The sequence below is a fragment of the Lysinibacillus odysseyi 34hs-1 = NBRC 100172 genome (assembly GCF_001591965.1).
GTDB classification, from domain to species: Bacteria; Bacillota; Bacilli; order Bacillales_A; family Planococcaceae; genus Lysinibacillus_B; species Lysinibacillus_B odysseyi.
The window spans coordinates 175,301-200,935 of record NZ_BCVX01000010.1; the positions used below are offsets into that span (position 1 = coordinate 175,301).

The window sequence follows — 25,635 nt, forward strand, 5'->3', positions numbered from 1 at the left end:
ATGTATTACTGGGTTTACAATTGCGATACATGCTTGAATTCGGAGATCTTCTTCATAGGAAGCCATTTATTTGATTGTGGGTTACTTTATCAGGAGGATAAATTATACATGAGAAAAGTAAAAAGATGGAAGATATACTATCATGAGATTATAAAAGCTATAGGGCTATATAAATAGGAAAGATAAATTTAGATCAAAATTCCATTCAGATATTTACCCTTCGATTTAACTGAATGTTCAGTCGAAGGAATTCGGTTTATCAGGTGAATATGTTAGAAAAAACAAATTTTCTCCGACAGTAGGAAAGCTACAGCCATATAATATTAAAAATATCCCTTCGGATAAAGTATTATTCGAAGGGATGAAACAGTAAAAATCTATTTCAAGACTACAAGAAAAATTGGCCTAAAATAAAGCATAACCTAAAACATATTGCTAATAATTATTCTAAGACAAAAACATCGGAACATTTTTATAAAAAGCATGACTTTGTTTCAATCGTTACCCAGTGTGCCAAAAGTTCCTATTCTTCGCTTTCCAGGTACACAAAACCGCCTTCAATAAGATTCTGCAAATACTCATCAAAGCTGTTTGCAATCACTCTATATTCATCAGGGTCGTGTAAATATCGGATGATTTGACCGCATACCCCTTCAGCAGAAGGATTAAAATCAATATAGAGCCTTGATGTTCCTCCATTGTTCATGCAATCTGAGAAGTGAATATACTTCCCTGGTAGAAGTCCTTCCGGGTTGATCTTAGGATCAACAGCCTCCTCATCTTCGTATTCTAAAAGATAGGAGATGTCTTCTTCCTCTTTTGAACTTTCAAGCATTTGCTGTGTAGACAGTAAATAATATGGATAGCCGCCTTCTTCAACATCCGACCCTAAAATACAAACCACAATTTCGGTATCGCCATACTTCCGCCAGTATGTACCATCAATATTTTCAAGTAGACAGATAAGCGATTCCGGACAATTTGGATATTCTGACCTCAGTATATCAATATCCTCTTTTGAGGCACCGCACGCTTTATTAAATTCCTCAAGCTCCTCTGCTGATAATGCCGCTCTCAAGCCTTTTAAAAATTGGTTTACCAAATCCATTATTTTATCCTCCTCATAATAAAATTTAAAGTGTATTTGTTAGGCTATATGACTACCGGTATAGAAAACGAAATTAAGATAAGGTCGTTTAACTTTTGATGCAGGTAGCTTCATTGCACTTAACGGGTTTCCATGACACCCTTTAAAACCTAAGAGTTTTCTTCAACAGCAATATAGACATCAATACGCCCATCCGGGGAATACTTTTCGAAATCATAAGTATATGCCCGTTTTAATTGACCCTCTTCTTCTTTTTTCCATATCTCATTCCATGTATTATATACCCCTTGTTCTTCAGCTGCATTGACTTCGAATATTTCATACTTTGTACCAGGGGGAATAACGATGGAAGATTCATTTTCCCCTTCAACAGCAACTCCCAACGTATAATCTCCTTTATAATCAGACTCATATTCATAGTACAAACCATATGTAGTACCTTTGTGATTTGATAACTCGGTTGAGGCAACTTTCCACATATCAGTGATCTTTTGCACAACACGCTCGTCATTAAAATTACTCGTTCTAATTTTCTTAATAATTATTAGATTCATAAATACCATCCTTCAATAAGTTAATTTAAAATGATATGGCAGCCAAAACAAAAACACATGTTCGCTTACTTTAATTGTAATCGATAACATGTGCTTTTTAAACCACTTTTTGGTAAATTTTATTACTTTATTTATAATGAAAAGATTTTATTATTTTGGCAAGATTTAATATAGGCTTGGAAAAACGTTTGATTCACTCTTTAATAAACCGTACAATTCAGATTACAAGAAAGAAAAATCCCACTTTCAGGCATTACCATATATTATTTTTGGGGAGGAGAGGCAAGACCCCGTCCGATAAAGTTAGCAGAAACGGGCTTTTTCCCCAATTCTCTTGACCAAATAGATAGTTGTCCTATATGGTGAATTTCGTGAGCAATGATATGCCTCATAACTTCGCCCCAAGTATCTGTTACGACTCTTCCATCTGGCAGGGAGTCGTGAAATAATCGATTTTCTAAACTAGCATCCCAATTGTTCACAAAGTTCTCCACTTCCAAGTGAAATTCTGCATCCAATTTTCGAACCTTATCCAAGCTTTTATAATGATCGAAGTTCTCTTGAAAGTCAGGTTTACCCTGTAAGAGACGAATCCAGCTCCACTCGACATCTACAATATGGAAAAGCGTATGTAATATACTTCCCATTCCACCCGTTCGACTTTGCAAAAGCTCTTCTTCACTTAACTCTTCACACCAATGATACCAGTCTTCTCTTACTATCCAGTTATATCTAAAAAAGGTTTGCATAAAAAGCCTCCCATATCGGAAAATGAATGGATAATTACTATGGAATCCAAACAATTAACTACCCATTTAACAATTTCGGCAAATATAGCCTAAATCCTTTTTTAAAGAAACTGCTTCGTTAGGAACATAATAAAAAGAAGCTGATTACAGCTCCTTTCATTTGAGTAATACCATTAAAAAACCGTCTAGTTAACCTGTTGCAAACCTCTCTCCCAGCGCCTCAAACTCTTTTTCCTCTTCGTAAATTCTTGATACAGTTTTTTACTCTTTTACAGAGAAATTCATTTCCTGTTTGATAGCAGCCCGCAGAGACTCACTCCTTATACATCTTCCCATTTTTTGTAATCCAAATTTATTTTATTGAATTTCTTTATTTAAAATACTATGTAAGTGCATTTATATAGAGAATTTTATCAATAGCTTGTTCATCAAAAAATTGTTGAATAAGAGAGTATAACTTACTATGTTAGTGGAGATGACGATAATTAGACAACTGAAGATATTAAAATGATAAATTTAGCGTTGGGTATAGGGACTGAATGAACCCGTAAAAATTCTTGAAAATAAAAGTGGGCTTTGTAATAAAGTTTGGCTAAATCAATAGTATTAACTTTGATGTATTTCCAAACTTTGATTTGGGCATAGGTTGAGTATTATTCTTTATAATACGCTTCACTTGTCTCTTTTTAAAAGGCTTTTTAATATAAATGCAAATAAGAAAACACCGAGTAAAGAGCTGACGAAAAATGTTAGGGAGTACCAGTCAAAAATGAAGTATAATAGTAAAGTAACAGCAATATAGCCAAGTGAATAACCTATTAGATATTTTGTATATATCACTTTTATCCCCCCGAACATCATATTTACCGTATTTTACCACGCCGGGTTATTGTATATTCAACCAAAAAGTTTTTCAATCATCGGTTGTTAACCTAACATTATAAATCACTTAAATTTATCCGATTACCTTATAATAGATGATTAATATATAAGAAAAACCGGAACCTCTTGAGTTATGATATTGTATCTAACACAGAAGCCGTATCCTGTCTTTTACCCATTGTGTAAGCGATGATTTCTCCCCTCAATACGAAAAAGCATCTCCAAAGAACGGGATATTATACAATACCCTAATTCTTTCAGGATGCTTTTAAAGGTTTGAAAGAGCTAACTGGAAACAGGGTAAAGAGCTCTATTCATCGGTTGCTTGTTGAATGGGTGTTAAGCTTTAAAATTACTAACTTTAATGTAAACTTACACTAGCTCAGTCAAATTAAATTTTTCATTTATTTACTTAAACCATATTAAATTGTGTTTAGGTGAATTTATATAAAATATTATTAAATAACTCTTTTAATATTAAAAAATTCTCTTACTAAATATGCTGATTGTGGAAAACCAAGTCCTAGCTGCCATGCCCCTACTCCTCTTAATTGATAATCGACTACTAACTGTAGCTTTGCTGCACGGGCCTGTGTATTTTCAAACCAAACAATGTGCCGGCTCCCATTCTCGTCCCAATATGTAAAATAGGGTTGTTCATATTCAGAGGAATATTGAATTGGCACTTGATACCTTAATGCAAGCTGTATGGCCCCAGATACTGAAACGGCTCTTCCTCCTGCTGCATTGCCGTTGTCCATCGTCCAGTCATATCCATACCTAGGTACCCCGAGAATGATTTTATTTCTGTCCATGTGCTGGAGCGCATATTCAATAGTTGCCCGAACTTCCCCAATTGGGGCTACAGGGCCAGGCTCAGTGGATGGCACATGCCAGTCATACGCCATAATAAATAAAAAATCAACCACTGATCCAATTCCGCCGAAATCATATCCACGCAACCACGGTATATCATCACTCGTTTTAGCGGGGATGGCAACTGAAACAGAATACCCTTCAGATTGTAAACGTTCCCCTAATAAACGCAGAAACCCAGTATATAGATCTCTTTCAGCTTCTCCAACCCTTTCAAAGTCAATATTAACTCCAGCATAATTTTTGGTAGTCACAAGTGTATAGATATTATTAATTAGACGGTTTCGCTGCTCAGGTACGGTCAGCACTTGGCGTGTAATTTCCGGGCTAAAGCCGCCAAGTGTTAAGTTAGTAATGGTAGCTATAGGCGCAACTCTATTGTTTCGTGCAATTTGAATAGCAAAGTCATCATTTAGCTGACTTAGCTCTCCCTCATCCAGAATATGATACTCAAACATGGCAAAATACGTATTAATGGGTGCAAAAGCACGGATGATTAATTCATCTTGTGCGGGAGTAGTAGGATACATATAACTTAAATTCTCTACTGAATATTTAACACGCGGCGGCAGATATAACCCCATTCCAACCATTAATACGTCTGATTGAAGACCATTATATAGACGTATCGTTTCAATCGGAAGAAAGCTCATTTTTGAAATAGAATATAAAGAATCACCTGGCTGTACCGTATACATATTTGTTGGAATAAGTAAATCCTGTCCAGGCACTAAGCTATCGGTTATTAATTCATTCGTTATGCGGATACTATCCATATTCACTTGATATCTTGTGGCAATGGAAAATAAAGAATCGCCCATTTTAACCACATATACAAACATCGAAAACCTCATTTCTCCATCATCATTAACTAAAATATATGTGATTGTTGACTGAATTATCCTCAAACAAATGATCTTTTAAAATGTAGCAGATTGCCTATCCCTATCTGCATTAAACACATCCAATTGATTTATAGGTAATGTCGCAGAAAAAACTATTCTAATGATATTCTTCGGTTATGGTTTCGGAGGATACCCTCCTTATAGCTACCGATCATACTGATTTCTTCGCTAGGTAAAACTTTTTAAGCTTTCACCAAATGAATGATTTCTAAGTATGAGAATAGACAGAATAATGCAGACTGATAGTGGTGGTTACCTCGTTATCACCCATCCATTAGGTAAATTATGAAGGGAGTATTCATAGATGCCATTTGTCACCGTAGTGGGAGGAAAAACCTTCGAAGTAGAGGAAGGGAAAAAATTAGTGTTGGCTCTAGAAGATAATGATATAAATATTTTTCATAAATGCGGCGGAAGGGCGAAATGTACCACTTGTAGAGTGGAAGTATTGGCTGGTGAATACAAGGATATTTCTAAAATAGAAAAAAACGCTTTCGCTATTAAAAACATTGATGAGAACTTATATGAAGACTGTTTGCGGCTATCTTGCCAAATTCGTGTAATTGGAGATATTACAGTTCGCCCTATTTTAACCTCGGAAAATACACAAGGTAACAGAGGTCCAAGGCCAGCAGATTAATCAAACATTTATTAATAATTCAAACTTCAAAAGAGATAGCAGCAAGATGAGATAATTATTAATATTTCTTTTTTATACTGGATATTTTCTTTCCATCTTCAGCTCTGACAGTCTTACTTCAACTGAATATCTTCTTTTTATGTACCTTAAAGTTTCAATATGGGTATTTCCGCTCTACTATCGCTTCTACCTTACAAATCAAGAAAAAGCTAATCCCAGATTTCCGATTAGCTTTTTTATGTGCTTTATTGATTTGCTTTTTTAACCCATTCCGCAACTGTAACAGTACGCTTTGCCTGATGTTTTACAGCTGCTTGAACATCTTCAATCATTTTGCCGTCTTGATCAACTGTGACACTTGTGCCATATGGATTTCCGCCAGCTCCAAATGTAACCGGATCAGTATAGCCAGGTACTGCAACAATAGCGCCCCAATGATACATCGTTGTATAAAGCGATAATATTGTTGCCTCTTGACCACCATGGGAATTCTGAGCAGAAGTCATTGCACTAACAACCTTATTCACTAGCTTTCCATTAAACCAAAGACCACCAGTAGTATCTAAAAATTGCTTCATCTGGGAAGGCATATTTCCAAAACGGGTTGGTACGCTGAAAATAATGGCATCTGCCCATTCTAGATCTTCCAATTTGACCTCAGGTACATCTTTCGTCGCTTCGACATGCGCTTTCCAAGCCGCATTTCCTTCAATAGCTGATTGTGGTGCAAGTTCAGGAACTTTTAAGACCTTTACTTCAGCACCTGCTCCTTTTGCTCCTTCTTCAGCCCATTTTGATAGTTGATAGTTTGTTCCACCCATGCTGTAATAGATCACTGCTAATTTTACATTTGTCATTTTTCCAGTCTCCTTATCAGATGAATTTCCAAATAGTTTGGTTAAAAAGCTCATTTACTACACCTCCTATTATTTCTATTTTCGCCACTTATTTATTCACTATTCCTTTTTTATTTCTATAGACAAATTGCAATACTACGTGCACCGTCTGGAAGTAAATAAAAAAGCCCATAACGGCCTCCTTTCAAATGTAGGTACTGCACCAACTTTTGAAAGGAGGAAATCGTTATGAGCTATATACCATCCTAACCATACATGAACACGTTAAAATAGAAGGCTGAACAAATTGTCAGGCATAGATGTCAGGAAACATTAAGTTTTAAAGGTTCTCCCGCTGGATTTATAGTGGCTTATTAGAAGTACCCCCTTCCTATGCTCTATCACAAGGAAAAGCATCAAAAACTCTTTGAAACAAAAGGAAGGTTACTATTGGTACGTCCATTGCCAAGTCTCCAATAGAAATTACGCCCTTTACTTAAAAAGTTCCTTTATACCACTTTGTGGAGGCTTCGACTTCCTCCACAGTTAATTGATGACCTCTATTTTCCCAATGAAGTTCAACTTTCGCATTAGCATTTTTTAATAAAGATTCTAATTCAGCAGTTTCCATTGGCAGGCAGATCGGATCATTAGTTCCAGCAGCAATAAAAACAGACTTACCTGACAAATCAGGAAGATCAATTCCCCTTCTTGGTACCATAGGATGATGAAGAATCGCTCCCTTTAATGCATGTTGATAATGAAATAATAAACTTGCTGCAATGTTCGCTCCATTCGAGTACCCAATGGCGATAATATTATTTCGGTCAAATTTATATTTTTCTGCCGCCTCATCTAGAAACTCATTTAATTCTTTTGTTCGGAAAACAAGGTCCTCTTCATCAAATACCCCTTCAGCCAGTCTGCGGAAAAATCGTGGCATTCCATTTTCTAAAACACTTCCTCGAATGCTTAATACGGAAGCCTCATCATCAATTCGGCCTGCAAGAGGTAGCAGATCTAATTCATTCCCACCTGTGCCATGAAGCAATAATAATGTTGGCTTTGTTGGGTCTTGCCCCTGATTAAATATATGTTTCATTCTTTATTTCCCTCCAGAACACGAACCTCTACATGAGGTAACTTTTCTTCTAATACATCTCTTTGTGGCTCCAACCAGGACGGCAGCATAAGTTTTTTTCCAAGTTCATCGAAACGTTCATCCACTGCAAAGCCTGGTGAATCTGTCGCAATTTCAATAAGGATGCCTCCCTCTTCATGGAAATAAAGTGCTTTGAAATAGTTTCTATCCAGAATCTCAGTCGGATAGTATCCCTTTTCAAGGAGAAGAGATCTCCACTTTTGATGCTCTTCCTCATCCTTTGCTCTCCATGCAATATGGTGAACCGTTCCAGCCCCCATCAATCCTCGTACTGAAGGATTTAAGTGAATATCAATAGTGTTTCCTACATTTCCATCAGATTTAAATCTTAGAAATTCGTTTTCTTGACCTATGCAATCTAACCCTAATATATTTTCTAGAACATCCGCTGTCTTATGCGGTTTTGCCGAGAAGAGAACAGCTCCGCCAAACCCTTTAATGGCATTTTCCGCCTGAATACCTCCGAAGTTCCATGTGTTTATTGGTCCTTCATCCCGTTCCACCAATTCAAGCAGGAGCCCGTCAGGATCGTTAAACTTCAAATACTTCTCGTCAAAGCGAGTGGATGAAGTAAATTCCACTCCGAATTTACGTAATCGATTTTCCCAAAATGGAACTGCGCCCTTTGGGATAATATAACTCGTCACTCCAACCTGACCAGTCCCAATCCGGCCTTTTAACTGTTTAGCCCATGGAAAAAAAGTAATCACTGTTCCTGGTTGTCCGGTTTCATTACCAAAGTATAGGTGGTACACTTCCGGCCGATCAAAGTTAATCGTTTTTTTAACAAGCCTTAATCCTAGTACACCTGCATAAAAGTCAATATTTCTTTGAGCGTCGTTTACCATTGCTGAGATATGATGAATACCTTGTGTTTGTTGCATATTATTCCCTCTATTCCATGAATGGGTTTTTATAAAGAACTATTTTGGTCTTTCGATTTCGAAAATCTCGCCAATCTTAGCATAGTTATTCCCAGCCAATCGGCTTACTGCTGCCAAACCACTTGGATCAATTCTTCCGTTTTCATAAATATCTTTTTCAATATGAAACTGAACAACCTTTCCTATAATAAAATCACACCCTATTGAATCGGTACCTCCCAATTCCAAGGAATACTCTAACGAACATTCCATGCGGATTTTCGCTTCCTTTACGCCGGGAACGGAGATTTTCACACTATCTGCCAAGGTGAGGCCGGCTAACTCAATCTCGCTTTCATCCGGCGGAAGGTTTGCGGCTGTTTTATTTATCTTTTCAACATTTTGTTCGTCAACGATATGAACAACAAATTGCTTGGACTCGATGATATTTCTAGCTGTATCCTTTTGTCTCCCAGATGACCGTTGAATGGATAAGGATATCATCGGGGGATTGGATGACACGATATTAAAATAGCTGAACGGTGCTCCATTTAAAACCCCTTCATTTGATAACGTTGTGACAAAAGCTATTGGCCTAGGAATGATGCTGCCTATTAGAAATTTATAATTATCTCGTTCAGACAACGAGATCGGGTCGATTGAAAGCAAAGAGATCACTCCTTTTTATAAAATTAATCTAATTCCCTTACTTCAACTGGTAATAATAACGCTTCAATTTCTGATCTATGGGGCTCATACTGCGATGGTAACATCAATTTCTCACCCATTGTTTCATTTGATTCATCATGTGCGAACCCTGGAGGATCAGTCGCAATTTCAAACAGTATTTGTCCATGTTCTCTGAAGTAAATAGCATTAAAGTAGTTTCTATCCTGAACAGGAGTAACTCCGTATCCATTAGATGCGACATATCTTTGCCAATCTAATTGGTCTTTATCATCAGTTGCTCTCCAAGCAATGTGGTGGACAGTTCCTACTCCCATTTGCCCGCGTCCATCAGGAGTTAGTTTTAAATCGATAATATTACCGATATCAGCAGTGGAACGATACCGAGCGAAGTCTCCTTCTTTGCCAACTAATTCTAGACCCATTATTTTTTCTAATAATTCACCTGTTTTCTCTGGCTGTGCTGATAATAGAGTAGCGCCTCCAAACCCTTTTATAGCAACAGCTGGTGTTACTTCGCCAAAGGTCCAAGTATTGACCTTCCCTTCTTCTCTCTCAACAATTTCCAAGTGAAGACCGTGTGGATCATCAAATTTCAAATACTGCTCTCCGAAACGCTCCATTTTTGTATAGGGAATCTTAAATTTTTCAAGCCGCTTCTCCCAAAATCCCATTGACCCCTTTGGGACTATATAGGAAGTAACCCCTACTTGACCATCTCCTATGATTCCTTGACGCGCTCCTACCCATGGGAAGAATGTAATTATTGTTCCTGGTTTTCCGCCTTCATTACCGAAATAAAGGTGATAGGTATCCGGATCATCAAAATTAACGGTTTGCTTAACTAAACGCAGCCCTAAAACTCCAGCGTAAAAATCTATATTCTCTTGAGGATGTCCGACAATTGCCGTAATATGGTGAATGCCCATTGTTTTCTTATTCATTTTTAACACTCCTTCTTAATGTAAAATCCAGTCATTTAAAGAGGCTCGATACCTTATTTTGTTCTTCTCCCAATTATTTAAGTCTTGTATAATTTTACCCTCCAATTAAGAATCTTTAATCGGGAATATCTCGAATTCGAGATATTATTCAAAAAAAAAAAAAAAATACAAGTTTAAACTTTATCTCTTCCTTTTTTAAAAGCTGCACGCATATTTCCAAATACAAGAACAGGCAGGTGATTGCATTTCTCGAACTAGGGTGTATTTTTTGATTAATAGCCTTTTTATTTTACCACCATATTTCATAAAGAAAGGCACTGGCAGGAATTAAATACCAATGCCTTTTAACGCAAGATACAAAACTTCTTATGCTTGATATTTCTTAATCATATCAACAAAAGCAGCTACGAAGGATTGTAAAAACTTAACCGTTCCTTCTTCTTTAATTTTTCCATTTTCATCTAATAAGTTCGAAACATTTCCAATGTATGCTTCAGGTTGTTGAAGTGTTGGCATATTCAAGAATACAAGAGGCTGGCGTAAATGATGGTTGGCACCAAAGCCGCTTAGGTTACCCGGAGATTGGCTGATAATTGCAGCTGGCTTGCCATTCCATACACTTGCTCCATAAGGGCGTGACCCTACATCCAATGCATTTTTTAATACTGCAGGAATGGAACGGTTATATTCAGGCGTTATAAATAAAACGGCATCAATTTCCTTCATCTTATTACGAAATGTAGTGTATTCTGATGGAGCATTATTTTCATCATCAAAATCTTGATTATATAAAGGCAGATTTCCGATCTCTACAATTTCTGCTTCGTAATCTTCAGGGAATAAAGGTGCTACATTCGCTGCAAGCTTTTTTGAAAAAGATTCTTTTCGTAAACTTCCAAGTAAAATACCTACTTTTGTCATCTTAACACTTTCCTCTCTTCATTTTATCACTAATTCGAGATTCTTGATATTGAGATAATATATTATTTAATTTTATTTGTCAAATATTAGATCACTGATTGCTTATATAACTCATCATTATTGGGGGCTCCTTGGTTACTACCAGCTGTATCGTAATGATAGTAATATCCAATGCATGCTGAGGCTACACCCGTAAAATTGGTCATTTAAAAAAGCTTCCTTAATTGGTACGGGAATAATAGGTGGTTTGAGAGGCCTCTATTCATTAATCTTTCTTTGATTTGCTTCATTTAGACTATATTAGATTCTATGTCATACATAAAAAAATGCTTTTACACCCTTCCTAAAAACAGGAGGTACAGCATATTACTACATATTTATACGGGCTCTCATATGAAGCTTTATTTTGCGGTAAATGAAAGACAACCATTTTGAACAAAGAGGATCGAAATGGTTGTCTTATTATGATTGCTAGTTTGATTTTTATAAAAAAGATGAATTAAAACTTTTGCTTAAGTTGAGAAAAACATATTAACCTAATTATTTGAGTAACGTTCTGATAGTTTCTTTTTATGCGCTTGAAAAACCTCTTCCAGAGGAATATCATATTTGTTTGCAATTACAATTAAATTGCCTAATACATCCCCTAATTCTTCAGTTAACTCCTGTTTATTTTCCTCATAGGATCCCTTAATTTCATCAGGTCTATCCCTTCCTATCTCAAGGGCTCTTATAGCTCGTGCAACTTCACCCGTTTCTTCTGCTAAAAAACCAATACGAATAAAAATGTCTAATTCAGACCAGCCTCTACTTTCATAATACTCCTTTACCCATTGCTGAAATTCAGTAACGTCCATTTTCATCTAACCTCCATTTTCACATCTTAAGTTTAACAATAATTAAAAGTTTTATATAATATTTAAGATTGATGACTTAGGAGGGGATAGATTGAAAAGATTAGCCGTATTTTGTGGATCAAGTAATGGATCATCTGATGTCTATATAGAATCCGCAAAAAAATTTGGTAAAGAACTAGCAAAACGAAATATTGCACTTGTTTATGGTGGAGCGAGTGTTGGACTTATGGGTGCTGTTGCAGATTCAGTTTTAGACGAAGGAGGATATGTAATTGGTGTTATGCCTAGTTTTCTCGATGATAGAGAAATAGCCCATAAAGACTTAACAGAGCTTATCATCGTAGATTCTATGCATGAGAGAAAAGCGAAAATGGCAGATTTGGCAGATGGATTTATAGCTTTACCTGGCGGGCCAGGAACTTTAGAAGAGTTCTTTGAAATTTTTACGTGGGCTCAACTAGGACTTCATAATAAACCATGTGGGCTCTTAAATATTAATCATTATTATGATCCTCTTATTACACTATTTAATCACATGTCAGACGAACAATTTTTACACGAAAAGTACCGTTCCATGGCAATAGTAGATAGTGACCCAAAAGGGATACTTGATAAATTTAATACATATGAACCTCCAACTGTAAAAACTTACATTACTGAAAAACAGATTTAGTGGATAAAAAACAGACCAATTTATTATGCTTGGTCTGTTTTTCATATTTAAAATAATAACTATATGGTTCATCTTCGCTTTGAAAAATGCCCGATTCCCTGTTTCTTCTATCTTGCAAATAGCTATCAATTCCTCTTTAGACACTTCCATATTTTGTTGCTTTCTAATAAAGTTTAATCAAAAATGCCTCACAAACCCGTATTTTACGGTAAAAAAGAAGAATCCATTTTGAAAGAAAGAAGGTTTAAACATCGTTTACCCATGTTTATTAAAATATAACCCATCCTCAATATAATAAGCAGCATGTTGAATGATTTCATTTTTATCTTTCCACATTACGATGTCCCCTAAGTATAGTACTTCACCTAGGAACTCCTTATAATGATACTGTTTTAACTTTTCAAGAAATGTTTTTTGATGTATCCATAACTATTCACAAACTTTAATTGTCCATACGTACTGTGATTATAAAACTCGTCTATTGGCATTAATAATACATCTTTAAAGTCGATTTCATTATTAAGATGTTCTTTAGATAGAAAAAAACAAGTCTTTTTCTGGTACATAACTATCAATCCATGATAGTAAGATTTTTTTGTTGGTTTTATTTTCATTATGTATTCTCCAAGTTATATTTCACTGCTGTAGATTTCAAATATAGTTGTACTGTCTTTAAAAAAGATGAACTGTTTTAAATAAAGTTGCGCCGGTTTACTCCTTTGGATTACTTTAATCTAAAGGAGTGTTTTTTTATGCCTAAAAGAAATATGACATCTTCCTCCCCATATAAGGGGAACGGCCAGATTTATGATAAGACTATAAGACTCCTTATCGTTGTAAATCCGCGGAAATCTGGCTAGGCCTAAAAAGAGATTGTTGGATCTTATAGACATTACCCTTTTCAGTTAGATTAGAAGTGATTTTAAAATTTAAGCTTTCTAAAAGCGAAATACATTGTTTTTTTCGATTATGGAGTTCTAAAAACTCTAATATATTTAATACATTTTCTAATTCCTCAAAAGTATTCTTCTGTCTGTATAGTACGTCCATTAAACTATTATAAAATTTCCGCATCATTTTATAATAAGTATCATTTTCGAGAGAAAAGATTAAAGTATTGTATTCGACTAGATATTTTTTTGCATGCTCATAATCCCCCTTTTTGATACTCAAAAAAATAATATTTAATAGAATTTTAGCAAACTCGTTTGTATACCGATTAAAATATTGAATTTGATTGAGATTCTTTTTAACTCGATAATATACTGTATCAATAAATTCTTGAGAAAAAAAATTTATACAGTTCCCAAATAAGGTAATTTCGTAATAGCCCCATGAATTACAATTAACTAAATAATTCCTTAAAACATCAAAATCCTCGGCGTGTTTCTTGTTATTAATCGTGTTTATAATTTGGTGAATCATAATTTTATAGTGAAGGAACCTAACATTTCCGTTATTAGCGTACTTTTTTTCCATTTCAAACATCATTTTTTCTAAGCCGTTCACATCATTTTTATAAAAGTGCTTAGATATTTCACCGAATAATTCAAATTGACTAGTATTATTTTTAGATAAAGCAATATGAAATTCTTCTATTGAAATATTGAGACGTTCTAATATAATGAAAAATTTTTTTACCGTTGTATCGTTTAAACCCTTTTCGAAATTACAACTAGCTTGTCGTGAAAGAATGCCCTCATACACATAACTGGATTTTAAATTTTTTGATTTTCTTATATCCCTAACAACTAAACCCACATCGAATAACATTTCGTCTGTCCCTCCAATTAAGTCAACTATACTTTACAAAATAACAAATAATTCTGACAATATATGATAATTGAAATAGGTAATATATATTATACATTATTTAGGAGGTGTCTGTATGGTAGAAATAATCATCCTAATTTGGGATATTATAGGTGGTAGCTAATGGGTGTATCGGTGGTGTGTTTTTAAAACTAAAATTAAAGGAGAATGTAAATTGAAAAAAAACATTTTTAAGGCTCTAGCTCTATCAACCTTGATTTTGGGAACAGGCTTTACGGGTACAGCAAAAGCGGAAGAACCTATACAACCTGAAGTGATTTATGCGCCTCCGCAAGAAACGTTAATTAATGGCGTTGAAGAAAGTAAAATTATGACACCTTTAATTATTGGTTGGGATAACCCAATTTTTGTTGATTATAAACCAAATACAGGTACTAGTACAAAAAATAAATTTAAATCAATCGCATCAATATCACATAATAATACAAGAGGCTCTAGTCCATTCCCAATTACTATGGATGTAACTAGTTCTTCAAGTGTGGGTTCGGAATACTCAGGTAGCTTAACGATATCAGCAGAACTTAAAGTGAAAATATTAGCGAAGGCTAGTGGTTCGGTGACAGGTGGTTTAAAAGAAACAAGAGCTACTAACGAAGCTGTAGGTTATAAATTTGGGCCTTATAATGTGCCTGCAGGTAAATGGGGCGGAATCGCAACTTGGTGGAAAGGTACTGCTGTGACTGGAACGGCAACAGTAAAATATGTAGATACAGGGTCTTCAACGGGTTATACAGGTAATTATTCATATCCGGTGACAGTGACAGCTCATAAGGCATCCACTAAGGACATTTATTCTGAATCTTGGGATGCTACTTACAACTTATATCCATAAGGTGTGAAACTTACAATTATGTTATTAAGAAAAAAACATCTGTCTCAGTTAATTCTGTTAGTTTTAGTATTGTTAGTCCTGTTCTTAATTGGAAAAGCGTATTTATCGAATGATACACTTGCGGAAGATAATTCCACGGACAAACAAGAAGAAGTTAAACCCATTAATAAATATATTGAGTTTAATAGTGATGTTTCTCTGCTCAAAGAAAAATTACACCCTGAAGGTTTTGCTTTAATTACAAAGGGAGAAGATTTAAATAGAAGTTTAACGACATTCCCTGATTACCAAACATTAGATATTAGAAACAATGATGGAGTAGATAATGATACAAATCGTCCGAGTAGATATGAATTTCTTTATTTAAGTAAAGATGAAACAATTTTAGTCAGACTAAATCTAATATATGCACCAGAGTTTACAACCACAAAAATATTAAGTCTTCAGAGTTTTAGCCCCGGTAGAATTGAATTTGTAGACAAAGAATATCAAGATCTAATACCTACCACACATACTTCTTATTTAATTTCTTACAAAAATGGGGTAGCTCAGGTGGATTTTTCGACTACAAACAAATTCCCAAGTAATGAGGATGATTATTTTCATTTATTAAATGAAGGTGAAGCAAAATTCCTGCCTATGCTTCAAGACATTTTGTTGGAAATAACAAATGAATAATAGTAAACCAGTAATCAAATAACACATATAAAACAGTAGGCACCTCCGGTACGATACACATATCAATCAAGGGAGGTGCCATTTTTATGTCCACAAGCAAATTAACTATTGTTCCCGTCAAACTTAATCCTCTTCCAACTAAAATAACTTCATTCCATTCTTCTGAATATACCGCTTCATCAAGTTTTGTCATTAAAACCGCCATGGGTAAAATAGCTTTCTTTCTAAATCATGCGAATTATACCATGATTCCATTAAAATATATTTAATGAGATAAATTTAATTTTTTCGAGAGTATAAAATATTTTGTGTAAATGAAAAATTTCAATAGAAAAAGGAAGACCCTTTCTTGGTAGAATTAAGTCACCACAACCAATCCTAGAAAAGAGGTCTTACCAATGAATCAGTTTACAACACAAATCGTCGATGCACTAGTAAAAAAACAAGATATTACAGAGGTTTTTCGTTCGCACCTGGAAAGGGCAATTAATTCATTACTGGCGACAGAACTAACAGAATTTCTTGCCTACGAAAAATATGATCATATTATATAAAATCCATCCTTCTTTATTTAAACCATAAAATCCGAATACACATACTTACTTGCTCATACAACTGGCTATCCGTAACAGCCCTAACCTTCATCTCATTCTTCTGTAAAGTTACATGTAAATTTTAATATAAAATCCTCTTTTTAAAAAATGTTATTCAATAATATGGCCCGATTGTTGAATAAAAAAACCTGTACATAACAAAGGGTTTTCAATCAAACTTTTTTATAAATATCGCGTCTTTATTTTAAACATCGTGTCTTTTTTATAAACATCAGAACTTTATTTCAAATCTATACCAAATCGGATAAGAATTCATGTTGTCTATTTGCTTTAATACCTTTTAACCGAGTGGTTCTTCCTAACGAAGAGACATCTTGAATATTTAACCACGGTTTATAATCTGCACCTATTCCAGAGCCATGACCTTATTTGAGCCACTTTTCCCCTTTAGATGCTCTATTTCTTTTAGACATAAAAAAACACCCCTTTAGAGAACTATATTCTAAAGAGGTATTTCATCGCGATTTTATTTTAAACGTCGTATCTTTTTTATAAACATCGCAACTTTATTTCAAACCAACAAATAAAAACTATAACTTCACCTTATTACTCAACCGTTACCGATTTCGCAAGGTTACGTGGTTTGTCAACGTCACAGTCACGGTGTAGGGCTGCATAGTAGCTGATCAGCTGTAATGGTACAACTGCTACAAGTGGAGTAAGCAGCGTGTGAACGCGAGGGATGATCAGTGTATCGCCATCTTCCTCTAGTCCTTCCATTGCAATGATACAAGCGTTTGCACCGCGGGCTACAACTTCCTTCACGTTTCCGCGGATGCCTAATGCTACCTGTTCTTGTGTCACAAGTGCAAATACCGGCGTGCCTTCTTCAATCAAGGCGATTGTACCATGCTTTAATTCGCCGCCTGCAAAGCCCTCAGCCTGGATGTATGAAATTTCTTTTAATTTCAGTGCACCCTCCATGCTCAAACAGAAGTCAAGATTACGGCCGATGAAGAATGCATTGCGGGCAGTTTTTAAATAGTCTGCTGCAATTTCTTCCATTACATCTTTTGAGTCTACGATCGACTGAATTCCATTTGCCGCAATGGCAAGCTCTTGTTTTAAATCAAAGTCGATTGCTTTGCCTGTTGCCTTACCTGTTACGTAAGCTGCAATAGCAAGAACCGCTACTTGTGCTACATAAGCTTTTGTAGAAGCTACCGCAATCTCAGGACCTGCATGCAACAATAGCGTATGGTCTGCTTCACGAGAAAGTGTAGATCCTTGAACATTTGTAATTGTTAGTGTCGGGTAGCCAAGATCCTTGATTTTCACAAGTACTTGACGGCTGTCAGCAGTTTCACCTGATTGCGTGATGAAGATAAACAATGGTTTTTCAGAAAGCAACGGCATATTGTAGCCGAACTCACTTGAAATATGCACTTCTACCGGAATGCCCGCCATTTTCTCAAAATATTGTTTTCCTACAAGCCCTGCATGATAGCTTGTGCCTGCTGCGATAATATAAATACGATCAGAAGCCGTAATAGCGTCTAAAATCGGCTGCTCGATAACAAGCTCTTCATCCTGCTCATATGCTTGAATAATTTTGCGGACAACGCCTGGCTGTTCATCCATTTCTTTTAGCATATAGTGAGGGTACGTGCCTTTTTCGATATCACTTGCATCTAGTTCAGCAGTAAATGGCGCACGTTCTACTGTTTGGCCTTCCAGTGTCGTGATGACTACGCTGTCTTTCTTTACAATCACTACTTCTTTATCATGAAGCTCGATGAACTGGTCCGTTACTTGCAGCATGGCCATCGCATCAGAAGCTACAACATTGAATTCTGAACCTACACCCACTAATAACGGTGATTTATTTTTCGCTACATAGATCGTTTCAGGATCCTCGTTATCAAGTAACGCGAGTGCATATGAACCATGTACAAGTCCTAATGTCTTGCGGAATGCATCAACTGTTGATAGACCCTCTTTTGAGAAAGCTTCAATCAATTGAACGATTACTTCTGTATCCGTATCAGACTGCATTGTCACATTTTTTAAATATGCTTTTTGCAGCAGGTGATAGTTTTCAATCACTCCGTTGTGTACAAGCGTAAAACGTCCTGTTGCAGATTGGTGAGGGTGTGCGTTTGATTTATTTGGTACACCGTGTGTTGCCCAGCGTGTATGGCCGATTCCGATATGCGCCTCTACTTCACTATCCACTGCATCACGCAGGTCAGCAATACGTCCTTTTTCTTTGAAAACTGTCACGCCCTCTTCGTTGTGCACAGCAATTCCTGCTGAGTCATAACCGCGGTATTCCAGCTTCTCTAAACCTTTTAATAAAATTTCTTTTGCATCTACTGTTCCATTATATCCTACGATTCCACACATATTCCTTTTCCTCCGTTCGCTACCTCACACCCGCCGTTTGCCTATTAATCTGTCATAAAAAGACAATAGAAAAACATACTACGGGTGAACCTTTTTTAGCGTTCTGTTTAACGCACAAAGCAGGCCCTGTAGCTTTTTTAATATTTAATTGGGTGCCTATTCATTTTTTTGTGCAGCAAATTACTTTGCTGTTTTAAAATGAATGTTACAATCGGGCACTGGCGATCGGGAGGCATCCGCCGAATATTCGATAAACCTCCACCTCGTCAACTAAGGATTATTGTCCGTCCGATTTCCTCAGCTCAGGCGCTATAATTGTCTTCCTGTCATTTATACCGCGCGTTTTTCATTCCTCCTTTTCTACGCGCATGCCCTGCGTTTTCCTGTTGTTATACAAGTTACTCACGCAAGCATACTCATCATACATAAATGTCGGACATTCGTCAAATCATCACTAAAAACCCGCCAGTACGTAACGTACTAGCGGGTTCCCTTTACAATCCCTTTTCTTCTAGTAGGTTAACTATTTCCCTATTGAACGCTGGCAGATCATCCGGCGTACGGCTCGTTACCAATTGTTTTTGGCATACGAATACCTCTTCATCATGGAACTTTACCCCTGCATATTCCATATCAACACGGATTGATTTATACCCTGTTGCATCACGGCCTTCCAGAGCTTTTGCTGTAATAAGCAGCTGCGGACCATGACAGATCGCAAAGACAGGTTTCTTTTCATCCATGAAGCTCTTAGCAAAGGATACGAAACGCTCATCCGCACGAAGCTGGTCAGGTGAGAACCCTCCTGGAATAAAGAGCGCATCAAAATCAGCCGGATTTACATCATCGATTCCTTTATCGATCGTAACAGTGGCTTCTCCATTCTTGCCTGTTACTTTCTTACCGGCCTCTTTCTCTATTGTTACTAGTATATGCCCTGCGGCTTCAAGTGCTTCTTTCGGGCTCGTATATTCACTATCCTCAAACATATCGGTAATTACTACTGCAACTTTCGCCATTCTTAACACCCTTTCGTTTGGAGATTCTTAAGTAATGTACCCCATTAGATAATTAGATAAACGGAAAAGAGCCAGAAACAAGCTGACAGCTTATTAACACCTTAACGCTTTAGGCTTTACTGCTGAGTAAAAGAGGCTGTTTTAGACATCAAAAAACCGCCTTCTGTCCGAAGGCGGTTTTCTATCTTATTCTGTTAAGCCCATTTCTGCTTTTACTACTTCTGCAATGCGGTTTACATATTCTTCACATGCCTCCGCAGAAGGGGCTTCCACCATGACACGTACGAGCGGCTCCGTACCGGAAGGGCGAACTAGGACACGGCCATTGCCGGCCATCTCTGTCTCCACCTCTGCAATTACAGCAGCCACTTTTTCATTTTGTGTTACGGCGTGTTTATCCGTTACCCGTACATTCACCAGCTTTTGCGGGAAAATCGTCATTTCTCCTGCAAGCTCTGATAATCGTTTACCTGTCACCTTCATGATGTTTACGAGCTGGATGCCTGTCAGTAGGCCATCCCCTGTAGTATTGTAGTCTAAAAAGACGATATGTCCTGACTGCTCACCGCCCACATTATAATCATGTGCGCGCATCTCCTCTACCACATAGCGATCGCCGACAGCCGTTTGTACACTTGTCATGCCGTTATCTTCCAATGCTTTATAGAAGCCCATATTACTCATGACAGTAGATACAACAGTACCTTTTTTCAAGCGGCCTTTAGCTTGTAAGTATTTACCGATAATAAACATGATTTGATCCCCATCGACGATTTGGCCTTTTTCATCTACGGCAATTAGGCGGTCGCCATCACCATCAAATGCAAGACCCACATCGGCTCCACGTTCCAATACAAATGCAGCAAGCTTCTCTGGATGTGTTGAGCCAACACCTTCATTGATGTTTAAGCCGTCCGGCGAAGCACCCATTGTAGAAATGTCCGCTTCCAGGTCAGCAAACAAGTGTGTAGCCAGCTGGCTCGTTGCACCGTGGGCACAATCAAGTGCTACATGGATTCCAAGGAACTCCTCATCTACTGTTTGTTTTAAGTATGAAATATATTTTTGTCCACCTTCAAAGTAGTCCGTTACCGAACCGATATCTCCTCCGATTGGACGTGGTAGAGTATCTTCTTCTGCATCAAGAAGTGCTTCAATTTCCGCTTCTTGAGCATCAGTCAATTTAAAACCATCCGGACCAAAGAATTTGATACCATTGTCTGCTACAGGGTTGTGCGAGGCTGAAATCATTACACCTGCCTGTGCATTCATAACACGTGTCAGATAGGCAACACCAGGCGTACTGATTACACCAAGACGCATTACCTCTGCGCCGATTGATAAAAGACCCGCTACTAATGCTCCCTCCAGCATTTCCCCGGAAATACGTGTATCTCTTCCAATCAAGACTTTCGGGCGCTCTTTTGCATCTTTAGTCAATACGTATCCGCCAACACGACCAAGTCTAAATGCAAACTCCGGCGTCAATTCACTGTTAGCGACCCCACGGACGCCATCTGTTCCGAAATATTTACCCATTTTGTTCTCTCCTTCAATACTAGACATCCCTTGCTCTTATGCCTATGTCATCCTACTAGGATTTTTAGTTTCGCAAACGTTCTGTCTTATAGCAGCTAAAGTTATTCAGCGCTATCTGCTTCTGTCTTCTCTGCTACGTCCTCTGCTGGGGAAACAGGCTCCCCGCTGACTTCAGCATGAATAGTAACCGCATCCGCCTTCACAGACATACCTTCTGGTAATTTAAGCTTGGCCTCATACGATCCTGTCTCTTCTAGATCCGACACGTCAAATTCTACGACTATTTCCTTTAGCTCGTCAATCAAAGCTTTTTTCCCATATACCTTCAACTTTGACGGTTCAGCAAAAATCTTATCTAGTGAGATACCTTCTTTCAATTGTCCTGTTTGTTTAATTGTAATCGGGACCTCTCGACTATATTCTTCAATCTCTGCTTTCACCTTTACTTTTTCGGGCTGTACAACTACATCAAGGCGGTTAAGATCTGTATTGAGAACTTTTACATTGGCATCCTGCTCGAATGATTCTTTGATACCCTGTTCTCCTGTAACCGTTGCTTTAACGTAACTAATGGATTCTATAACACTTTTTGCTCCCGTTACCTTAACAGTGGATGGATTGACTGTCATATCTTTTACTACATAGTCATCAGCTAACAGACGGTTACTCATTTCCGGGTCGATCTTGAATTCCTTCGTGACCCGTTCTTCGATTCCGATGTTCACAGAACTTGGTTCAATCGATACATTCAGCTTATCTGAAAAACCCTCATATTGGATTGGGACATGGTGCTCACCAATCATAAGAGAATTTAAATCGACAAACACTTTGTAATCCTGTCTTATCTTCGTCTGCGCAATAAGCTGGGGCGAACCGCTGATCGTCACATCCACTGTTTCAGGCAGCCCCGTCACAAGGAGGTTTTCGTCATCATAATACACTTCGAGCGGCACATTATATAAGATATCTAAATCCGCAGTTGGATTATTTTCCCGCCCCGCATCGATTCCTGTCTTTACATAAAAGAATAATGCTAATGCCAGCACAAATGCAATGATTCTAAGCGCCCAGTAGCTGTCGAATAATTTATCCATTCTTTTTACCTCCCCAGCTTAACTTAGAGGCTAAATTGGACTCCTGCCCTGTCCCGAACCATAAACTTTGCAGCTTCAATGTAAACTCATCAATCGTTAAATTTCGGTCAATTTTCCCATCTGTCGCAATGCTAATGGCCCCCGTTTCTTCTGAAACAATGATAACAATTGCATCTGTCACTTCACTCAAACCTAGAGCAGCTCTATGTCGTGTACCTAGTTCCTTGGAAATAAAGGCACTTTCAGAAAGCGGCAAATAACAGGCCGCTGCTGTAATTTTGTCCCGTTGCATAATAACAGCCCCATCATGAAGTGGGGTATTAGGAATAAAGATATTGATTAATAGCTCGGAGGAAATTTCCGCATTCATCTTTATACCCGTTTCTATATACTCTGTTAAACCTGTTTCTTTTTCTAATGAAATTAATGCACCAATACGGCGTTTTGCCATATAGCTTACGGATTTTTTCATTGCTTCAATTAAGCGTTTCTGCTCTTCATCCTGCTGGCTCGTTGTACGCTGGAATAACTTTCCGCGCCCAAGCTGTTCAAGCGCTCGGCGAATTTCCGGCTGAAATATGATAATAATGGCCAGGAAGCCCCACTCAATAATTTCATCCAACAGCCAATCGAGCGTATTCAACCCGAATATTTCAGTTGCAATTTTCGCAACGATAATGACAAAGATCCCTTTCAATAACTGAACTGCTTTCGTTCCTTTAATGAGGGTCAAAGTTTTATACATAACGTACCATACAAGCAGTACGTCTAAGATGTTAAAAATAATACTTACAGGCGTCAAATCTGTAAATTGCTCGATTATCTGCACGTGGCATCCCCCACTTTTCTAGCTAATCCCTATACGAATCAAGTATATCATATTTGCTTTACAATTGACTTTTCTGAAGAGAAAAAGTCTACCCAATCGAGGAGACTCCGTCATTTTCTATAGGACGTCATTTTCTGGGGGAAGTTCCAGAATGTAATGTCATCCTTATTTATCCATCTACATAGAAGAAATCTTTAAAAGCAAAAAAACATGGGAGTCAGCCTTAAGTCCCGTTTCTTCGTTATTTTTCATTCTTTATAAAGACTTTTTTGCAACTATTCTTACAGTTGAAAAAACCCTTTTTTTATATCCTTGCCGATGTTTCACTGTTCCATTACTTAAGTAATAATATTTCTATTTCAGAAAGACTGCATCAAATAATAAAGATGGAGTCATACTTAACCCTCACATAAAATAGGCAGGAGCTTAAACATCTCCTGTTCATTAGTTTTCTTCTGTCCCTCAGGAAATTTACCCTTTCTTTCATAGATTACCCTTTCAACTGCAAAAAATTCCACCATCAATGCTATGATGTAAAAAGGCAAAAAAGCTGAGAGGAACTCCCCCCAGCTTTGTATTCCTTATTCTTCTTCAGCTTCAAATAGCGCAATAAAGCTGTTAAATGTTTGTTTCATTTCGTACCATAGCCATTCAAAAGCCTGATCCACTTCCTCAATCTGTCCCGTAACGACAGCTGTAGAAGCCATGTATTCTCCATTAATCACTGTTACATTGCCATCTACTTCACCTTCAATAACAATAGTTCCATTTTTCACTACGATATCGCCCTTTACTACTTCTCCTGCAGGAACCGTTACCGTTTGTCCATCAACAATAAGATTTGGCTGCTTTGTCACAGAGAACTGATTATCATTCGGATAGCTTCCTAATAAGGTAGCACTCATAAATAAAAAGAATACAGCCGCGGCAACGATAATTGGATGTTTGCGCAACCATCTCTGAATGCCAACTGTATTTTTACGTTTTGGTAGGCGATTCATTACATTTTCCTCGAAGCCAGGAGGTGCCGTAATGTGCGTAGCACTTTTAATGAACGCAATTGTATCACTCAGCTCATGCATATGTCGCTGACAGGCGGAGCAGCTTTGCAAATGCTTTTTCAAATCTTGCTCATGCTCACGACTAATATCGCCATCTAAGTATTCGTGCATGTAATCTACATAATTTTTTTGACACGTACTCATGCGAAATCCCTCCTATAGATTATTCAACTGTTTTCGCAGCGCTTCACGACCACGGTGTATTCGAGTTTTGACCGTCCCAATCGGCATATCAAGAATTTCACTAATTTCCTGAAGTGAAAGTTCCTCAATATATTTTAGAACAATGACAGAACGATATTTATCAGGCAATCGACTGATTTCATACTGAACGCGCTCCTGCAGCTCCATCTGCTCTACTGCCTCTTCCGGCAGCTGCTCATCTGCTGCGATTTGCGAGTACATATCTAGCCCTTCTGTTCCCGCTACTTCAGCATCCAAATAATAATCCGGTTTCTTCTTTCGGATTCGGTCGATGCAAAGGTTGGTAGCAATTCGGTATAACCAAGTCGAAAATTTTCTCTTTTGATCATAGGAATGTAAGTTGATAAAGGCACGCACAAAGGCTTCTTGCGCAATATCCTCTGCCTCCTGCTTGTTACCGAGCATACGGTAACAAATTTGATATAGTTTGTGCTGATAGAGGTTCACAATGTCTGCATATGCGTTTTGATCACCTTTAAGCACTTGCTTTATTCTCTTGTTAACTAACGCATCCATTGTCTACCCTCTCCACCTTCTACTATATAATTTACGAATGAATCCAGTTAAAGTTTCACTTTTTCATTATAGCAAAATGTATTTTCCAAAATGGACAAAAACATGAATTTCTTTACTATAATTTATTGTAATTTTTAACCATAAGGTAATACAATATGATTTTTTTGATAAATATCCCTCCGTTCTTATACTTTCCTGCATTTCTTTGCGATTGACCAATGGATTTATAGTCAGATTTAGCGGTATTTATTTTCGCCTTTTCAAAAAGGGGAGCAAATAAAAAATCCCTTACCCACTTGGAGTAAAGGATGGATTGTTTATAAAAAGAAAAGTGAGCCATGAAGGACTCGAACCTTCGACCCTCTGATTAAAAGTCAGATGCTCTACCAACTGAGCTAATGGCTCATAAAAAC

24 protein-coding genes, 1 tRNA gene and 2 pseudogenes are annotated in these 25,635 nt (G+C 37.2%); 5 read left to right on the forward strand and 22 right to left on the reverse strand.

Annotated features, from left to right (window positions below; all coding sequences use genetic code 11):
* Window positions 1–523: 523 nt before the first annotated feature.
* The 4 genes from BOD01S_RS16680 to BOD01S_RS16695 all read right to left on the reverse strand — a co-directional run bounded on the left by BOD01S_RS16680 (window position 524) and on the right by BOD01S_RS16695 (window position 5,011).
* Entirely contained in the window at window positions 524–1,108 is a 585-nt protein-coding gene (locus BOD01S_RS16680) for an SMI1/KNR4 family protein (protein ID WP_036152937.1), read from the reverse strand.
* Window positions 1,109–1,257: 149 nt separating this feature from the next.
* On the reverse strand, window positions 1,258–1,662 hold the full coding sequence (locus tag BOD01S_RS16685) for a GyrI-like domain-containing protein (RefSeq protein ID WP_036152939.1): 405 nt from the start codon (window positions 1,660–1,662) through the stop codon (window positions 1,258–1,260).
* Between the two features lie 263 nt (window positions 1,663–1,925).
* On the reverse strand, window positions 1,926–2,411 hold the full coding sequence (locus BOD01S_RS16690) for a DinB family protein (RefSeq protein ID WP_036152941.1): 486 nt from the start codon (window positions 2,409–2,411) through the stop codon (window positions 1,926–1,928).
* A gap of 1,340 nt (window positions 2,412–3,751) precedes the next feature.
* Window positions 3,752–5,011: a glycosyl hydrolase family 18 protein gene (locus tag BOD01S_RS16695; RefSeq protein WP_036152942.1), complete on the reverse strand. Its 1,260-nt coding sequence runs from the start codon at window positions 5,009–5,011 to the stop codon at window positions 3,752–3,754.
* Between the two features lie 367 nt (window positions 5,012–5,378).
* Between BOD01S_RS16695 and BOD01S_RS16700 the strand changes: the two genes are divergently transcribed.
* Window positions 5,379–5,714, forward strand: a complete 336-nt coding sequence (locus BOD01S_RS16700; RefSeq protein WP_036152944.1) for a 2Fe-2S iron-sulfur cluster-binding protein — start codon at window positions 5,379–5,381, stop codon at window positions 5,712–5,714.
* Window positions 5,715–5,959: 245 nt separating this feature from the next.
* Here BOD01S_RS16700 and wrbA read toward each other — a convergent pair whose 3' ends face one another.
* The 7 genes from wrbA to BOD01S_RS16735 all read right to left on the reverse strand — a co-directional run bounded on the left by wrbA (window position 5,960) and on the right by BOD01S_RS16735 (window position 11,984).
* Window positions 5,960–6,625, reverse strand: coding sequence for an NAD(P)H:quinone oxidoreductase (wrbA, locus tag BOD01S_RS16705; RefSeq protein WP_036152946.1), 666 nt, complete (start codon window positions 6,623–6,625; stop codon window positions 5,960–5,962).
* 421 nt (window positions 6,626–7,046) lie between these two features.
* Entirely contained in the window at window positions 7,047–7,652 is a 606-nt protein-coding gene (locus BOD01S_RS16710; protein ID WP_036152948.1) for an alpha/beta hydrolase, read from the reverse strand.
* Window positions 7,649–8,596 carry a ring-cleaving dioxygenase gene (locus BOD01S_RS16715; protein ID WP_036152950.1) on the reverse strand — a complete coding sequence of 316 codons (948 nt, stop codon included), beginning with the start codon at window positions 8,594–8,596 and terminating at the stop codon, window positions 7,649–7,651. The genes BOD01S_RS16710 and BOD01S_RS16715 overlap by 4 nt, the downstream gene beginning before the upstream one ends.
* A gap of 39 nt (window positions 8,597–8,635) precedes the next feature.
* Window positions 8,636–9,244 (reverse strand): flavin reductase family protein, encoded by a 609-nt coding sequence (locus BOD01S_RS16720; protein WP_036152952.1) that lies wholly within the window; start codon window positions 9,242–9,244, stop codon window positions 8,636–8,638.
* Window positions 9,245–9,267: 23 nt separating this feature from the next.
* Entirely contained in the window at window positions 9,268–10,206 is a 939-nt protein-coding gene (locus tag BOD01S_RS16725) for a ring-cleaving dioxygenase (protein ID WP_036152954.1), read from the reverse strand.
* Between the two features lie 366 nt (window positions 10,207–10,572).
* Entirely contained in the window at window positions 10,573–11,127 is a 555-nt protein-coding gene (locus tag BOD01S_RS16730; RefSeq protein ID WP_036152957.1) for an NADPH-dependent FMN reductase, read from the reverse strand.
* 536 nt (window positions 11,128–11,663) lie between these two features.
* Window positions 11,664–11,984: a MazG nucleotide pyrophosphohydrolase domain-containing protein gene (locus tag BOD01S_RS16735; protein ID WP_036152959.1), complete on the reverse strand. Its 321-nt coding sequence runs from the start codon at window positions 11,982–11,984 to the stop codon at window positions 11,664–11,666.
* 91 nt (window positions 11,985–12,075) lie between these two features.
* Here BOD01S_RS16735 and BOD01S_RS16740 point away from each other — a divergent pair, with 91 nt between their 5' ends.
* On the forward strand, window positions 12,076–12,657 hold the full coding sequence (locus tag BOD01S_RS16740) for an LOG family protein (protein ID WP_036152960.1): 582 nt from the start codon (window positions 12,076–12,078) through the stop codon (window positions 12,655–12,657).
* Between the two features lie 828 nt (window positions 12,658–13,485).
* On the opposite strand, the gene BOD01S_RS16750 is transcribed toward BOD01S_RS16740, so the two are convergent.
* Complete coding sequence (locus BOD01S_RS16750) at window positions 13,486–14,430, reverse strand: Rgg family transcriptional regulator (RefSeq protein ID WP_036152966.1); 945 nt, start codon at window positions 14,428–14,430, stop codon at window positions 13,486–13,488.
* 214 nt (window positions 14,431–14,644) lie between these two features.
* Here BOD01S_RS16750 and BOD01S_RS16755 point away from each other — a divergent pair, with 214 nt between their 5' ends.
* Together BOD01S_RS16755 and BOD01S_RS16760 are read left to right on the forward strand one after the other, a co-directional pair.
* Window positions 14,645–15,322, forward strand: coding sequence for a hypothetical protein (locus tag BOD01S_RS16755; protein ID WP_036152969.1), 678 nt, complete (start codon window positions 14,645–14,647; stop codon window positions 15,320–15,322).
* Window positions 15,323–15,325: 3 nt separating this feature from the next.
* Window positions 15,326–16,000 carry a hypothetical protein gene (locus BOD01S_RS16760; protein WP_156117011.1) on the forward strand — a complete coding sequence of 225 codons (675 nt, stop codon included), beginning with the start codon at window positions 15,326–15,328 and terminating at the stop codon, window positions 15,998–16,000.
* Here BOD01S_RS16760 and BOD01S_RS23045 read toward each other — a convergent pair.
* Window positions 15,960–16,193 (reverse strand): hypothetical protein, encoded by a 234-nt coding sequence (locus BOD01S_RS23045; protein ID WP_143815063.1) that lies wholly within the window; start codon window positions 16,191–16,193, stop codon window positions 15,960–15,962. The genes BOD01S_RS16760 and BOD01S_RS23045 overlap by 41 nt on opposite strands.
* Before the next feature lie 205 nt (window positions 16,194–16,398).
* On the opposite strand from BOD01S_RS23045, the pseudogene BOD01S_RS23050 reads away from it, so the two are divergent.
* A pseudogene (locus BOD01S_RS23050) lies at window positions 16,399–16,548 on the forward strand (IS256 family transposase); the annotation flags it as partial.
* A 302-nt stretch (window positions 16,549–16,850) separates the two neighbouring features.
* On the opposite strand, the pseudogene BOD01S_RS23940 reads toward BOD01S_RS23050, so the two are convergent.
* The 9 genes and pseudogenes from BOD01S_RS23940 to BOD01S_RS16810 form a co-directional block, all read right to left on the reverse strand.
* Window positions 16,851–17,027 (reverse strand): annotated as a pseudogene (locus BOD01S_RS23940) (TnsA endonuclease N-terminal domain-containing protein); the annotation flags it as partial.
* 133 nt (window positions 17,028–17,160) lie between these two features.
* Window positions 17,161–18,960 carry a glutamine--fructose-6-phosphate transaminase (isomerizing) gene (gene glmS, locus BOD01S_RS16770; RefSeq protein WP_036152977.1) on the reverse strand — a complete coding sequence of 600 codons (1,800 nt, stop codon included), beginning with the start codon at window positions 18,958–18,960 and terminating at the stop codon, window positions 17,161–17,163.
* 494 nt (window positions 18,961–19,454) lie between these two features.
* On the reverse strand, window positions 19,455–19,979 hold the full coding sequence (locus BOD01S_RS16775) for a type 1 glutamine amidotransferase domain-containing protein (protein ID WP_036152979.1): 525 nt from the start codon (window positions 19,977–19,979) through the stop codon (window positions 19,455–19,457).
* A gap of 186 nt (window positions 19,980–20,165) precedes the next feature.
* On the reverse strand, window positions 20,166–21,518 hold the full coding sequence (glmM, locus tag BOD01S_RS16780; RefSeq protein WP_036152981.1) for a phosphoglucosamine mutase: 1,353 nt from the start codon (window positions 21,516–21,518) through the stop codon (window positions 20,166–20,168).
* A 101-nt stretch (window positions 21,519–21,619) separates the two neighbouring features.
* Window positions 21,620–22,612: a CdaR family protein gene (locus BOD01S_RS16785; RefSeq protein ID WP_036152983.1), complete on the reverse strand. Its 993-nt coding sequence runs from the start codon at window positions 22,610–22,612 to the stop codon at window positions 21,620–21,622.
* A complete protein-coding gene (gene cdaA, locus BOD01S_RS16790; protein ID WP_036152986.1) occupies window positions 22,605–23,441 on the reverse strand; it encodes a diadenylate cyclase CdaA in 837 nt (278 codons plus the stop codon). Before cdaA ends, BOD01S_RS16785 begins: the two co-directional genes overlap by 8 nt.
* A gap of 581 nt (window positions 23,442–24,022) precedes the next feature.
* Complete coding sequence (locus BOD01S_RS16795) at window positions 24,023–24,646, reverse strand: anti-sigma factor family protein (RefSeq protein WP_036152988.1); 624 nt, start codon at window positions 24,644–24,646, stop codon at window positions 24,023–24,025.
* Window positions 24,647–24,658: 12 nt separating this feature from the next.
* Complete coding sequence (sigW, locus tag BOD01S_RS16800) at window positions 24,659–25,222, reverse strand: RNA polymerase sigma factor SigW (RefSeq protein WP_036152990.1); 564 nt, start codon at window positions 25,220–25,222, stop codon at window positions 24,659–24,661.
* A gap of 332 nt (window positions 25,223–25,554) precedes the next feature.
* Window positions 25,555–25,627 (reverse strand) — tRNA-Lys (locus BOD01S_RS16810).
* Between the last annotated feature and the right edge of the window lie 8 nt (window positions 25,628–25,635).